The following is a 14,179-nucleotide window of genomic DNA, read 5'->3' as shown; positions in this document are numbered from 1 at the left end:
TCCGGAGGAGCATGTCATGGCATTGAATATCCTGTACACCGCCCACGCCAAGGCCACAGGCGGCCGCAACGGCCACACGCAGACCGAAGACGGCCAGGTTTCGCACGACTTGTCGGTGCCCAAGGCCATGGGCGGCCCCGGCAAGCCCAACACCACCACACCCGAAGACCTGTTTGCCGCCGGCTATGCCGCCTGCTTTGGCTCGGCGTGCGACTTCGTTGCCAAGAGCATGCTCAAGCTCAATCCGAGCAACATCGAGATCCATTGCGATGTGGGTATCGGTACGCGGGAGGAAGGCGGTTTCGGTCTGAAGGTGGGCCTGACCGCACGGATCAGCGGTCTGTCGCAAGCCGATGCCGAGAAACTGGTGGCCCAGGCGCACCAGGTGTGCCCGTATTCGAACGCCACGCGTAACAACGTGGAAGTCACGCTCAAGACCGAGGTGGTCTGATGCAGCAGCGGCCTGTTGTTGGCGTGTTGCTGGCCGCAGGCCGCGGCAGCCGGTTTGATGCGGCGGGCGTGGCCAACAAGCTGCTTGCCCCGCTGCCCGACGGCACCCCCGTGGCGGTCCAGGCCGCGCGCCATCTGAAGCAGGCATTGGGTGACGTGGTGGCCGTGGTGCCCGCCGCTGCTACGCACGGCGCGCAGGTCGAACAGTTGGCCGCGCTCTTGGGCGAAGCAGGCTGCGAAGTCCTGCGGTGTGCCGATGCCGCTCGTGGCATGGGCGCCAGCCTGGCAGCCGGTGTGGCCGCGCGCCCGCAAGCCGGCGGGTGGATCATCGCCCTGGCCGACATGCCCTGGATTGCACCCGAGACCATCACTCAAGTCGCCAACGCACTTGACTCGCACGCTTGCGTTGCGCCCTTTCACGCCGGGCAGCGGGGTCACCCTATTGGCTTCGGCGCCGACTTCTTCGCAGGGCTGACATCGCTTGACGGCGACGAGGGCGCGCGGCGGCTGATCGATCCCGCCAAGCTCACCCGCATTGACGCAGATGACGCGGGCATCCTGCGCGATGTCGACACGCCCGCCGATCTGGCCCCGTGATCGAACGGGGTCGACTTACAACGAAGCGCCGCCGTACTCGCCCGCCAGACATGCTCCAAAGCGCGAGCGCGCACGGCGCATGCCAGTGCAATGCTTGCGGCGATCGAACCTTGGTGAGGCACATCTGGCGCTATGCCCCGCGCGTATTCCCAGCAGATTGCCGAGCGCCGCAGTTTTCGGTGCGTGTGTCGATCTCAAACATTCGATTTCGGCAGTGTGAGGTCGACGCTCCGCCGCCAGACTGCGGCGCGCGGGGCTCAGAGGCCCGAATGCGGCCCAAAAACATCCGACCCATCGGCTCTCCGAGGCCCGTGCTTCGCCGTCAAACATCCGAAGTTGCCAGGCGGAGGCTGACGCTCCACCGTCGGAGGGCCGCCATCGATTCTCAGAGGTCGAAAGTTTCGAGCTCAGACTGACGAACGCGGCTGTTTGAGGCTCGAATGTCGCCCGCAGAGGTTCGAGCTCGACCCTTGGCGATCCATGCGCCAGCCAAAAACGCCCGAGTTCGGCATTTTCAGGCAGACGTCCGCCCGCCGGCATGCGGCCGCCTAACTGACATCTTGCGGGCGCCGGGTCTTGAGGCCGTATGCACGTGGTGTTGCGGCGATTGGCGAATAAACGCTTGAAGCGCTCGATGAGGTCCGAATACCGGCTTGTCCAGTGGCTTTGGACGTTGAGCAGCGATACCTCGACCGCGCCAGAGAACTGATACTTTGCGCCTGCAGTGGCGGCGTGTAAGGTACTGGCTAGTTTCGGATACAGCGACCACAGCAAGACTTCTCGCGCGAGCCGAATCGAGAACAACAATACGGATGGGGCCTTCCACCCATGACACGCGATTTGCGCGCCGCACACGCTAACTCCCACCGCGAGATGCTCAAGGTCGTCATTGCGACGTCGCTAGTCACGTGTCTTGAGCTGTTCGACTTCACGGTGTTCAGCTACTTCGCTGTGATGATCGGAGACCAGTTCTTTCCGGCCACGGATCCGATGACGTCGCTGTTGCTGGCAGTCGGTACCTTTGGCGTCGGCTTCTTCATGCGACCGCTCGGCGCCATGGTGATCGGCGCTTACGCCGACCGGGTCAGCCGCCGAGCCGCCATGACGATCACCATCTGGCTGACTGCCATCGGGACGGCCGCGATTGCCGTATGTCCGCCGTTCGCGGTGATTGGCGCGGCGGCACCGTTCATCATCATCGTCGGGCGGTTGCTGCAAGGCTTTGCCGCCGGCGGTGAGGTGGGGACGGCCGTGACGTTCGCGATGGAAACTGCGCCACCATCACAAAGCGGAATTCTGGTCAGTTGGCAATACGCCAGTCAGGCTGCGGCCGCGTTGCTTGGCGCGTTGCTCGGCACACTGCTCACGAGCACGATGTCGCCGGCAAGCCTGACCCAGTGGGGTTGGCGCATCCCTTTTCTGATCGGGTTGTCGATCGTGCCCGCTGGTCTGTACCTGCGTCGTCGGCTTGTCGATAGTCCCGTTCCTGCTGCGTCCAATCGCGGCACTGCCATACCGTTTGTCGAACTGTGCCGGGAGCACGGCGGCACGCTGGCGTTGGCCACATTGTCGAAAATCTGGAGCACGGTACCGGTCTACGCAGTCATTACGTATATGCCGAGCTACGTGACGCGGGTGTTGCACATGCCCGCCATCATCGGGTTCATGTCGTCGACGTTATCGACGTTGCTGTTGGTGGTGGTGTCGCCGCTGTCGGGCCTGCTGGCAGACCGGTTACCACGCCGCAAGCCAATGGTGCTCATCACATCGGGCACGACGGCGGTCCTGGCGTACCCGGTCTTCGCGATGATGACGCATGCACAGAGCCCGCGGGCCGTCCTGCTCGGCTCTGCGGTGATCAGCGTCTTGCTGGCGCTTGGCACCAGCATCGGCGCGTTGCTTGTTCTTGAAGCGTTTCCGGCGCGGGTGCGTGCCAGCGGCTTTGCGATCTCGCATGCCCTGGGCATCACGCTGTTTGGCGGCACCGCGCAATTCATCATCACCGGGCTGATCAAGTGGACGGGTGACCCGGTATCCGCTGCCTGGTATGTGGCGCCCGCATGCCTGGTGAGCTTCGTTGCCGTGCTCGCGTTCAAGGAGCGCCGCGCTGCGGCCTGAAACCGCTGCTTATGTGCTGATTGCAATCGGCTCGTTGCGCGAAACCTTCGGCCGCGCGTAAGACGTTTTGCCGGACAGCGCCCGGAAGTCTTGGGGTGCCATGTCGTATGCACGACGGAACGCGCGCGTGAAATCGGACGAGCTCTTGAAGCCAAGCCCGAACGCGATGTCTGTCACGGTCAGGTTGGGGTGCCGGACCAGTTCGCTTGCCGCCTCGCGCAGACGCAGGTGGCGGATGTAGGCACCCAGGCCGCCCTCGTGCTGAAACAGGCGATACAACGTCTGGCGAGGCAGTTGTAGCGCCTGCAGCACGCTCTCTGGCGACAGGTCTTCCTGACGCAGATGGGCTTGAATGTAGCGCCGCACGCGACCGAACATGGCAGCCCGTGCCGCCGCGCGCGCATTGCCGCTCAGTTGGGCTTGCTTGCCGAACGCAGAGACCATGAGTTGCGTGCTCGCGCGAATGGCATTGCCCGCCGCGTGTGCGCTCATGTCTGCAATGTTCTGACTGAGTGCCTTCACGTTCTCGACGATCAGCTGCGTGAGCGGCGTCGTGTTCGCGATCAAGCGGCCGTGGATGGCTTCGGGGTCGGGAAAGATCTCTCCGACCAGTGCGCCCGGCACAAAGATGGTGGCGACCCGGCAAGCGCTGCGCTGCATGCGCACAGGCTGGCCCATGTGCAGTGTGAGGATGCTGCCAGCTGTCGGCATGCTGCCGCGCGACGAAGACGAACGCACGGCGACATCAGTGACACCACCTTCCAGAAACACGTGGAACGCGTAGTCGCGGATCGGGTCGGTCGAGATGCGCGCGAGCGAACGGTCCAGCACCATCGCATCGGACCGGCAATCGGTGAACACCAGATCGTCGACCTTGTAGCGATCGATGGCAGCGTGAAACGGCCTCTCAAGATCGGCGCGCGACGGGAGGACGTCGATGACGTGGCCGACCCGCTCTCGCCACGCCAGCAGCGGCTGCTGATGCGTTTGCGTCCGCACGTCGAAGTGGCTGTGAACGATGGAGGATTCACCCGGCGGGCGAACGTCGGGCGTGAGCGTGCACTGTTCCATGCAAGAGAGTTCCGCCCCGTGAGAATTTTATGGTGCAGCTTTTATGTACGGCTTTTTATGGTTGGGACTGTATCGAAGAAACCGCGCGCAGCGCGGCGCCCCCCACCAAAGGGTGAGGTTCAGGACCAACACCTTGGGCGCAAAGTGACCTTGCAGGCGTTTTATGGCACTGACGATGCTTTTATATGAAGCGCGTTTGTTGTGTGTGATCGCGCCGGAGCAACGGTGCGTATTCGTGCAATTCGCGCGGCGCGATGTCGAATGCGCGACGGAATGCACGCGTAAAGCTCGACGCATCGTTGAACCCCAATCCCGAGGCAACGTCCTGTATGCCCCGGTGCGGCAGGCGCACCAACTCGTCGGCCGCCATCCGCAGCCTGCGATTGCGAATATACGCGGCCAGGCCGCCTTCATGCTCGAAGAGTCGATAGACGCTGGCGCGTGAGAAATGCAGCGATGCCAACACGCTTTCAGGCGACAGATTCGGATCACGCAGATGCATTTCCACATGCCGCCGCACCTTGCCATAGACGGCAGCGCGTACCGCCGCGCGGGCGTTGCCGGCAAAGCCCGCCTGCTGGGCGAAGGCCGCAAGGATCAGCTCCACTGCCGTGAGAAAAGACTGATGCGCTTCTTCCTTACTCAGCCCAACGATTTGCCGCCTGAGCGCGATGACATGCTCGATCAGCAGGCGCGTCAGCGGGGTGGCAGCATGAATGCAGCGGCCATGCAGCGACGCGGCATCAGGAAAGAACCGTTCCACCAGCGCACGCGGCACAAAGAGAAGAAGGAGCCGGCCCTCAAAGCTTCGGATGGTGCAGGGCTGGTCCATGTCCAGCGCGAGGATGCTTGGCACGCGCGGAACGGGCTGCGCTTCAGTGCGCGGCTTGTTGCCCAGAAACTGCGACGGCGGCCCTTCAAGAAAGATGCTGAACGTGACATCGCGAACGCTCTCGGTCGAGACCCGACCCAACGATCGCACGGCCAGATTTGGCGCGGTGAGAAAGTCGATGAGGCTCAGGTTGTCGATCGTGTAGCGGGACAGTGATGCATCGAACGTATCCTCCGCTTGCTTGCCCGCAGGCCGAATGTCGTAGACCGGGCTCATCCGCTCCTGCCAGGCCAGAAAGCCCTTTCGTGCGTCGCCTTGAACGCTGAAATCGCTATGCACGATGCCGGGTGCGAGCGTCGGTTGCTCGGGCAACAACAGGCGGCTGAGTGGCGGCGCAGTGTGGAGCGCATCGTCGTTCAATGCAGTGCGCATCGCGGAGTCTCGAAATTGGCCCACCATGGCGGCGCATCACACGGCAGGCGAACGTCAGCCGTGAGAGGGCAATGTTTCATGCAAGAGCGTCCCCGTCCCGTGAGTATTTTGTGGTACGGCTTTTATGTACCGCTTCTTATCGCTGGGACTGTATCGAATAAATCGCGGGCGACGCAGCGCTCCCCCACAAAGGGTGAGACACGGGACCAACACTGCGCAGCGCTTGGCGGCACCTAAGGGCGCTGCGTCAGCGCATCTTCCATCAATCCTGTCACCTCTTCCAAGGCGCGATCGCGCGGCACGCTGTGGTGGCGCGCCGCAATGGTGCGCGCCGCGTCACGGTATTTGGGGTTGCCCAACAGATCGTGGAGCACCGCGCGGAATCCGGTCTCCACATACGCCGGCAGGATGCCAAGGCCGGCGCCCATGGCGGCTACGCGCTCGGTGACCATCAGTTGCTCGATGTGCTGCGGGAGCAGCAGCATCGGCACACCGGCCAGCAAGCAGTTCAATGCCGTGCCGTGGCCCGCGTGGGTGATGGCCAGCGTGCAGCCGGCAAGCAGGGGGAGCAGCCGTACGGGCTGCCGATAGAGCCGCAGGCCGCGGTGGCGGTTTGCCGTCTCCCAGCTGAGGTCTGGGATGACCGCAATCACTTCGGCGCCGGAGGCTTCCAGCGCTGTCAGCACGGTATCCAGCCAGGGCTGCACTTGCAGATACACGAAGACGTGCGGCTTGTCGGGTTGCTGCCATTGCACGCGTTCGCCTGTATCCGGCTCGGGTATCGGGCCGAGAAAGGTGGTGCCAGGCGGCCGCAACGGGGCGTAGTGGTCCAGCTCCGGTAGCGTCAACAGCCGGGTGTGATCAGCGGTGAGTAACGTCGTGAGCGGTTGTGGCGAATCGAACAACGCTTGGATGTTGCGCTCCACGGCGGCCTGCGTTTGCGCGTGCGCTTCAGCGTTGCTCGCTTCCCAGGGGCGGAAACACGGTGCCGGAGAGAGCGTGGGCGGGATGGTAAAGCCGGTGCCGACCTGGACAGTGCCGATGCCTGCGCGCTTGGCGGCCAAGAGCGCAAACGGCGCGTGGTCGATCACGACCAGATCGGGTTGGAGCGTGGCATACAGGTGCTGCCAGGCGTGCACCATGCCCCCCAGCAGGTCGGGCTGCGTGGCGCCATAGGTGGCGAGAATGTCGGCGTAGGTCGCAATCTCGCGGCCCAGCGTTGTGACGTTCGTCGGCGTTGGGCAGGCAAACCAGCGAATGCCGTGAGGCGCCAGATAGCGCTGGGCCGAGGCCATCGATTTCAGCCCGAACACCACCTCGTGGCCACGCGCTTGCAGCGCCAGGGCAATCGGCAGCAGGCGCCACAGATGCCCGTGGTTCTCACCCAACTCCCACGCAAAAATGATCCGGCTCATGCACGGTCTCGGTGCGTGATGGTGCGCGTTGGCGTCGCGGGAGTGCGTGGGTGCATGCAAAGGGTTCCGGGCGATGGCGCACGGATCTTATCGACATTTCCACACCGCGCGGAACTTTTCAAAAACTGAGACGCACGGTCAAGACTGGCCCAAAAAAAATCGTCACTATCGGGTCCGACACACATGTGTCAGCAGTCCGGGGGGAGTCGGTAGCGGCTCAGGGCTGTCGGTCAAACGCTCGCGTGCGGCATCCGGTGCCGCGTCAGAACAGAGCCAGCCGGCAGGTTTGCCTGATCCAAGAACGTGGCTTGCAGAGGCGCGCAGAACATAACAGCGCCATTTGCCGGAACGTACCGGATTGCGAAACGGGGAAGTCGTTCGACGCAAGCAAACCGCACAGTGTTGAGGCTCGGGGGAAACCGACAGGCAGACCTTGAGCCTCAACACCTGTGGCGGGGCGCCGCTCGAATTGGCCGTTCAACCGCCTATCTCAGGTACGAAAACAATGGCTCAACGCAATCAGTTTCCTAAACAGAGCACCTTGGCGCTGGCAATCGCGGCTGCGCTCTCCAGCATGGTCCCGGCCATCGCTGCGGCCGATACGACTGTCAGCACTGCGCTCACCACCTCGCAGTTCTGGGGCGCCGGCAACTACACGGTAACCAGCAGCGGCAGCGTTTCAAGCGCTGGCACTGCGCTGGGGACCGATGGCACGCTCGGCACGCTCAGCAACAGCGGCTCGATCGTCGGGAGCAATGCCGGAATTTCCTCTTACGGTGGCTCGATCGATACGTTGAACAACGCGGCCGGCGGCGTTATCGGTGCGATCGGCCAGGCGGGGGGCAATGGCAAGGCCGGCGGAATCATAATGCCGCCTCCCATGCCGCCAATGCCGGGGCCCGGCGGGGCAGGGAGTGGGGGCGAAAACGCGTTTGGCCTGGCGGCAAGCAACATCACGACGCTGAACAACAACGGCACGATCACGGGCGTCGGCGGTAACGGCGGCGCCGGCGGTTCTGGTCTGCCCGGCGGTGTAGGTGGCGCTGGCGGTAGCGGCACGGGCCTGATCAACAGCGCGCTGATCACGACGCTGAACAACGGCGGCACCATCCTTGGCCAGGGTGGCAACGGTGGCGCTGGCGGCACGGGCGCTGCAGGCGGCGTCGGCGGCAACGGCTTCGGCATTCAGAACCAAGGGACCATCGTCTCGCTCAGCAACACCGGCATCATCAGCGGAACCGGCGGCAATAACGGAACCGGCACCAATGGCGCGGGTACGGGTAGCGGCTTAGGCATTTCCAACAGCGGTGCGATCACCACGCTGAACAACGCTGCGAGCGGCATTATCCAAGGTGGTGTGAACGGCATCCTCAACAGTGCCGCGATCGGTACGTTGACGAACAGCGGCACCATCAGTGGTACCAGTGCCAACTCCGTTGGCGTCACAAACTATGGCGGTACGATCATCGGGTTGACCAACAACGCGAGCGGCCTCATTAGCGGTGGCATCGAAGGTATCAACAATTTCGGCACGATCCAGACGCTGAGCAACAGCGGCACCATTCTTGGCCTCCCCTCGGGCACCGGTCCCCAGAATGCCGGCGTTTTCAACGGGGGCTCGATCGGTTCGCTCACCAATAGCGGCAGCATTAGCGGCGGCGGTGTCGGCGTCAGCAACGAAGGAACGATCAACTCGCTGACCAACAGCGGTGTGATCAGCGGTCGCGCCCCGGGCCTGTACAACACCAGCACGATCGGCGCGCTGGTCAACCGCGGAACGATCAGCGGTGGCACAGTGGGCTCCATGCCATTTGTCGCCGGCATTCTCAACGGCGGGACGATCGGCGCGCTGGACAACAGCGGCACCATCACCGGCGCTGGCAATGCCATCAACAACGCCGGGTCGATCGGCCCGATCACCAACTCAGGCGTGATTGCCGGCAATATCACGAACGGGAGCCCTCAAGATCTGACCATCAATGGCGGCACGGGCACGACATTCGGCACCCTGACCGGCTTTGGCGGAACGATCGGTAGCATCGTCAGCCCCAGCGCGGGCGTCGTATTCGGCTCGGGCAACCTGGTGCTGAATGACAACATCGGTGTCGTGCTCCCCTCTCCCATCAACCCGGCCAGCGTTCGCACGGCCGGTGCCGCCTCCACCGGTTCGGTGGCGGTGAGCAACACGGGCGCGGTCCTGCAAGTCAACAACCCGATCACCATTACCGGCACCTACAGCCAGAGTGCGGCCGGTACGCTGCAGATTGGCGTGAACACTGGTGCGGTGACCAACGGCTCGCTCACCGGCGACAGTGGCTACGGTCGACTGGTGGTTTCGGGTGCAGTGAATCTTGCCGCAGGGTCGGCCGTTTCGTTTGCGCAGGTCAATCCGTATCCGTTTGCCGCGGGTCAGCGTTATGTGATCGTTGATGCGTCCAGCACCGGCACCAACTACAACGAAGGCACGCTGCGGTATGGGATTCGCGGCTACAACAGTGTCCTGACCGGCGCCAACGTTACAGCCAACGGCCGCAGCGATCTGGTGGTGACCGTGGTCAGCGCAGATCTGATCCCGACCACGAGCCCCACGCCGGCACCCGCTCCGGCACCTGCTCCGGCTCCCGCGCCTGCACCGGTCCCCAGCCCGGCGACTGTGCCGAACGCCCAAGCGGCGCTCACGGGTCTGTCGCAGTACACGGGCATCAGCGATCCGGGCCTGCTGAACCTGTACAACGCCTCGATGGCGCTGAACCTGGGCAGCACCGACGCCGCCAACCACGCCGGCAAGCAACTGAACCCGGTGTCGCAGGGGTCGACGGCCCAGGCCGCACTGGCACCGACGCTGGATGTGCTCAACATCATCTCCACGCATGCCGACAGCATGCGCCTTGCCCAGGCCGGTGGCCTGAGCGGTGTTTCGACCGGTGAAGCGGCTCCGGCATGGGGCGTGTGGGGCCAGGCATTTGGCGGCCACGCACACCAGGGCCAGCGCGATCAGGTGGACGGCTACAGCGCCAACTTCGGCGGCTTGCTGTTCGGCGTCGATCACGCGGTCAGCGACGCATGGCGCGCGGGCGGTGTGTTGAGCTACAGCAACGCCAAGATCAGCAACACGGGCGACACCGATGGCAACTCGACGCGTGTGAATTCGTTCGGCCTGATGGGCTACGCCAGCTACTCGGGCAGCCCGTGGTACGCGAACCTGTCGGCCGGTGCCGTGCAGCAGCACTACGACACCACCCGCGCCGTCAACTTCCCCGGCTTCTCGGGCAACGCCAACGGCAGCTTCAGCGGTACACAGTACGTGGCCCGCGCCGAAGCCGGCTATCCGTTCGCCACGGCCGTGGCCACGGTCACGCCGCTGGCCAGCCTGACGTATGGCTACCTGCGTCAGAACGGCTACACCGAATCGGGCGGCAATGGTGCAGCACTGTCGGTGGGCGCGTCGCACACGACGTCGGTCACCAGCGACATCGGCGTGAAGTTCTCGCGCGAGCTCGCAACCTCGTACGGCACGCTCGTGCCGGAACTGCAGGTCGCATGGCGCCATGAGTACAACAACACGCGCACTCAGACGCAAGCCAGCTTTGCAGCAGACCCGACGGGCCAGACCAGCTTCACGTCGTTGGGTGCCAGCCCTGTGACGGATTCGGCTGTGCTGTCTGCCGGTGTCAAGTTGCTGCGTGCGAACAACCTGAGCATCAGCGCGCGCTACTCGCTGCAAGTGGGCAGCGGGTACGTGTCGCATGCCGGCAGTCTGCAACTGCGTCAGTTGTTCTAATGACTTGAAGTGATGTGCCAATGGCGCGCTCTCCCGAAAGGGGAAGCGCGCTCATTGCTTTATGGGCAGTCGATCCGCCTGCCTCGGAGCAGGCGTCTGCGCCCCGTTCCTCTAAGCCAGAAAAGCGATACCGAAGGGCGCGTTTTTTGCGGGAAGGTGCGTGCTTCCTTCTAGTACGATCACGCGCTTGCTGTCATCAAGCGACCCTCTGGAGCCCCGCATGTCGAGCGCGCCCAACACAGACCCCATCAGCATTCCCGAAGCGCTCGATCGTGCGCATGCGCACTGGAATGCCGGCCAGGCGGCCGAGGCCGAAGTCTATTGTCAGCGCGTGCTGGCGGCATTCCCAGGCCAGGCCGATGCGCTGCACCTGCTTGGGCTCATGGCCCACGCCTACGGCAACCTTGACTTGGCCATCGCGCAACTGCGTCAGGCCTGCATGGCGCCGCGTGCCCCTGCCATTTACTTCAGCAACCTGGCCGAGATGTATCGCCAGAAGGGCATGCTGGTCGAAGGAGAGGAGGCCGCACAGCGCGCGGTGGCGATGGACCCATCGCTCGTGCCGGGTTGGAACAACCTCGGCATCCTGCTGCAGGAAGCGGGCAAGCTGGAGCAGAGCCTTGCGTGCCTCGAACGGGTTGTGGCGCTCACGCCCGATGCTCCCGAAGCACACAACAATCTGGCCAATACCTATCGACGCCTGGACAGGCTTGGGCAAGCAGAGCAGCACTACCGCCAGGCGTTGGCGCTGAACCCGCACTATGCCGAGGCACACAGCAACCTCGCTTTCCTGCTGACCTCGCAAGGACAGTACGACCGGGCGGCCGCAGAAGCGCGTCTGGCCATCGAACTCAACCCGCGTCTGATCGATGCCTACTTGAACCTGGCCGATGTGGAGGTGACACGCCATCGGCATGCCGCTGCGCTCCAGGTGCTGGACGCGTTGCAGGCCTTCGCGCCACAGCATCCCGCTGGTTTGACCGCCCGTGCGAAAGCGTTGACGCAACTTGAACGCCTGGACGCCGCCCTCGCTTGCGCGCAGCAAGCGATGACATTGGCCCCGCGTAGTGCCGAAGCCCGTCATGCACTGGCGCAGGTGCTCCGGGCGCTGGGCAAAACCGACGAGGCGCTCGCGCATTTCGAGCAGGCCGCAGCGTTGCCCGGCACGGTGCGGGAAGAGGCGTTGATCGGGCGCGCCACGCTCCTGATGGAGTCCGGTCAGAAGGACGCGGCTCGGATGGCTTTCGACCAGGCGCTGTCGATATTTCCAGCTTCCATACGTGTGTTGACGGCACGCGCCGAGGTCAAGACATTCCGTGCTGACGATCCGGATGTTGGCGCCATCGAAGCCTGGTTCGCCAGCGAAGCACAGAAGCCGTTGAACGAACGCATCTCGGCGCATTTCGCGTTGGGCAAGGCCTATCTGGACCTGCAGGACGCGCCGCGCGCCCTCACGCACCTGCATACCGCAAACCAGCAAAAGCGCTCGACATTCAGCTACGACGCCACGGCGACCCAGCAATGGATGGAGCGCGTCGCTGAAGTCTTCACAGCCGAGCGGATGGAGCGTCTGGCGGGCGCCGGCGCGCAGTCGGATCTGCCGGTATTCATCATCGGCATGCCACGCTCGGGCACCACGCTGGTCGAACAGATCCTGTCGTCGCACTCGCAGGTCATGGGCGCGGGCGAGCTTTCAGCGCTGCGCCAGGTGGTGGAGGGCGCCGGTCTGTTTCCCGATATTGCGCAGGTGCTGACCCCGGAGGACGCGCAGCGCCTGGGCCGAACCTACCTGAACCGTATCGAACCGTTGGCACAAGGGCGGCGACGCCTGATCGACAAGATGCCGGGCAATTTCATCTATGCGGGGCTGATTCCGCTGATCCTGCCGGGTGCCCGCATCATCCATTGCCGGCGCAATCCGGTGGACACGTGCCTATCGTGCTACACGAAGCAATTCAGCGGTGAGCAGCCGTTCGCCTACGATCTGGCGGAGCTTGGTGAGTTCTACACCGACTATCAGAAGCTGATGGCCCATTGGACTCAGGTCCTGCCGGCCGATCGATTCATCGAAGTCGACTATGAACGTGTGGTGGATGATCTGGAGGGGGAAGCGAGACGTTTGGTGGGCTTCCTCGGTCTGCCTTGGGAAGACGCCTGCCTGCGTTTCCACGCAAACGAACGGGTAGTGCGTACCGCCAGCGTCAACCAGGTGCGCCAACCGATCTACACCACATCCAAGGGACGCTGGCAGAAGTACGCCAACCATCTTGGCCCGCTGCTTGCCGCCCTCGGGATGAGCGCGCCATGAATTATGTCGATGTCGCGACGATAGAACGCCAGGGCCGCGCCTTGCTGGCCGATGGGCGCCTGAACGAGACCGAGGCGCTGGTGCGGCCATGGTTGGCATCTGGCACCGGGCCGTTGATCTTGTGGCAGGTGCTGGCCGACGCGATTCGCCCGCAAGGCAAGATTGCCGAGACACAGGCCATTCAAGAGATGCTGGTGGCCAACATGCCCGGCAATCTCACCGCGCGCTTCAATCTGGCCGAAACGCTGCTGCTGCAAGGCGATTTTGAGCGCGGCTGGCACGAGTACCACCATCGCTACGGCATGCCGCACACCGCAGCCATCGAGCGCAAGGTCCAACGTCCGCGCTGGGACGGCCGGCCCATTCCCGGCAAGACGCTGTTAATCCACGATGAACAGGGTTACGGCGATACGTTCCAGTTCCTGCGCATGGTGCGCTGGGCAAAGGAGCGCAGCGGCGCGCGCGTCATCCTGGAGGTGAACGCGGAAAGCGCATCGCTGGCCAGCCGTTACCAAGGCTTTGATGCACTGACGGCGCGCGGCCAATTGCCGCCTGCATTCGACGTGCATTGCGAGCTGATGAGCCTGCCGATGGTGATGGGCCTGAAGCTGTCTGATTTGCCTGGTGCCACCCCGTATCTGTCGGCGGACCCGCAACGCGTGGCCAAGTGGCAGGCGCGCCTGGCCGGGTTGCCGCGCCCGCTGGTGGCGCTGGTCTGGGCCGGGCGGCCCACGCACGTCAACGATGCGAATCGCTCGATGAAGCTGGCGGACCTCGCACCGTTGTGCAGGCCCGACGTCACGTTCCTCGCCATCCAGAAAGGTCCGGCCGCACAGCAGGCCGCGTCGCCACCGCCCGGTATGTCGATGGTGACGCTCGGCAACGAGATTCAGGACTTTGAAGACACTGCCGCCATCCTCGCCGTGGCCGATCTGCTGATCTCGGTGGATTCGTCGCCGGTGCATCTGGCAGGCGCGCTCGGTCGCCCCGCATGGGTGATGCTGCCGTTCGTGCCGGACTGGCGCTGGCTGCTCGGTCGCAATGACACGCCGTGGTACCCGAGCGTGCGCCTGTTCCGCCAGCCGTCTCGTGGCGATTGGGACAGCGTCATGGGTGCCATGGCGCAGGCGCTGGCACAACTCGGGGGCGTACACGCATGACCGCTCTGTCGCCTC

Annotated in this window: 9 protein-coding genes; 6 read left to right on the top strand and 3 right to left on the bottom strand. The window is 64.0% G+C overall.

Going from position 1 to position 14,179, the window contains the following annotated elements:
• Positions 1-16: 16 nt before the first annotated feature.
• The 3 genes from ACCD03_RS00260 (at position 17) to ACCD03_RS00250 (ending at position 3,165) form a co-directional block, all read left to right on the top strand.
• Positions 17-451 carry an organic hydroperoxide resistance protein gene (locus ACCD03_RS00260; RefSeq protein WP_009240025.1) on the top strand — a complete coding sequence of 145 codons (435 nt, stop codon included), beginning with the start codon at positions 17-19 and terminating at the stop codon, positions 449-451.
• Positions 451-1,047 (top strand): nucleotidyltransferase family protein, encoded by a 597-nt coding sequence (locus ACCD03_RS00255; RefSeq protein ID WP_413410434.1) that lies wholly within the window; start codon positions 451-453, stop codon positions 1,045-1,047. Before ACCD03_RS00260 ends, ACCD03_RS00255 begins: the two co-directional genes overlap by 1 nt.
• An 828-nt stretch (positions 1,048-1,875) precedes the next feature.
• Complete coding sequence (locus ACCD03_RS00250) at positions 1,876-3,165, top strand: MFS transporter (RefSeq protein ID WP_413410432.1); 1,290 nt, start codon at positions 1,876-1,878, stop codon at positions 3,163-3,165.
• 9 nt (positions 3,166-3,174) lie between these two features.
• On the opposite strand, the gene ACCD03_RS00245 is transcribed toward ACCD03_RS00250, so the two are convergent.
• The 3 genes from ACCD03_RS00245 to ACCD03_RS00235 all read right to left on the bottom strand — a co-directional run bounded on the left by ACCD03_RS00245 (position 3,175) and on the right by ACCD03_RS00235 (position 6,915).
• Positions 3,175-4,236, bottom strand: coding sequence for an AraC family transcriptional regulator (locus tag ACCD03_RS00245; protein WP_413410430.1), 1,062 nt, complete (start codon positions 4,234-4,236; stop codon positions 3,175-3,177).
• A gap of 181 nt (positions 4,237-4,417) precedes the next feature.
• On the bottom strand, positions 4,418-5,500 hold the full coding sequence (locus ACCD03_RS00240) for a helix-turn-helix domain-containing protein (protein ID WP_413410428.1): 1,083 nt from the start codon (positions 5,498-5,500) through the stop codon (positions 4,418-4,420).
• Between the two features lie 233 nt (positions 5,501-5,733).
• The gene (locus ACCD03_RS00235; protein WP_413410427.1) at positions 5,734-6,915 is read right to left on the bottom strand and encodes a glycosyltransferase; all 1,182 of its coding nucleotides are present in this window, start codon (positions 6,913-6,915) and stop codon (positions 5,734-5,736) included.
• A gap of 505 nt (positions 6,916-7,420) precedes the next feature.
• On the opposite strand from ACCD03_RS00235, the gene ACCD03_RS00230 reads away from it, so the two are divergent.
• From ACCD03_RS00230 to ACCD03_RS00220, 3 genes are all read left to right on the top strand, one after another.
• Positions 7,421-10,696, top strand: coding sequence for an autotransporter domain-containing protein (locus ACCD03_RS00230; RefSeq protein ID WP_413410426.1), 3,276 nt, complete (start codon positions 7,421-7,423; stop codon positions 10,694-10,696).
• A 220-nt stretch (positions 10,697-10,916) separates the two neighbouring features.
• Positions 10,917-13,004 (top strand): sulfotransferase, encoded by a 2,088-nt coding sequence (locus ACCD03_RS00225; protein WP_413410425.1) that lies wholly within the window; start codon positions 10,917-10,919, stop codon positions 13,002-13,004.
• Positions 13,001-14,164, top strand: coding sequence for a glycosyltransferase family 9 protein (locus ACCD03_RS00220; protein WP_413410424.1), 1,164 nt, complete (start codon positions 13,001-13,003; stop codon positions 14,162-14,164). The genes ACCD03_RS00225 and ACCD03_RS00220 overlap by 4 nt, the downstream gene beginning before the upstream one ends.
• Positions 14,165-14,179 lie beyond the last annotated feature (15 nt).

This window comes from Ralstonia sp. Ralssp135, assembly GCF_047304345.1.
Taxonomy (GTDB): domain Bacteria; phylum Pseudomonadota; class Gammaproteobacteria; order Burkholderiales; family Burkholderiaceae; genus Ralstonia; species Ralstonia chuxiongensis.
This window is presented reverse-complemented; position numbering and strand designations above follow the sequence as displayed.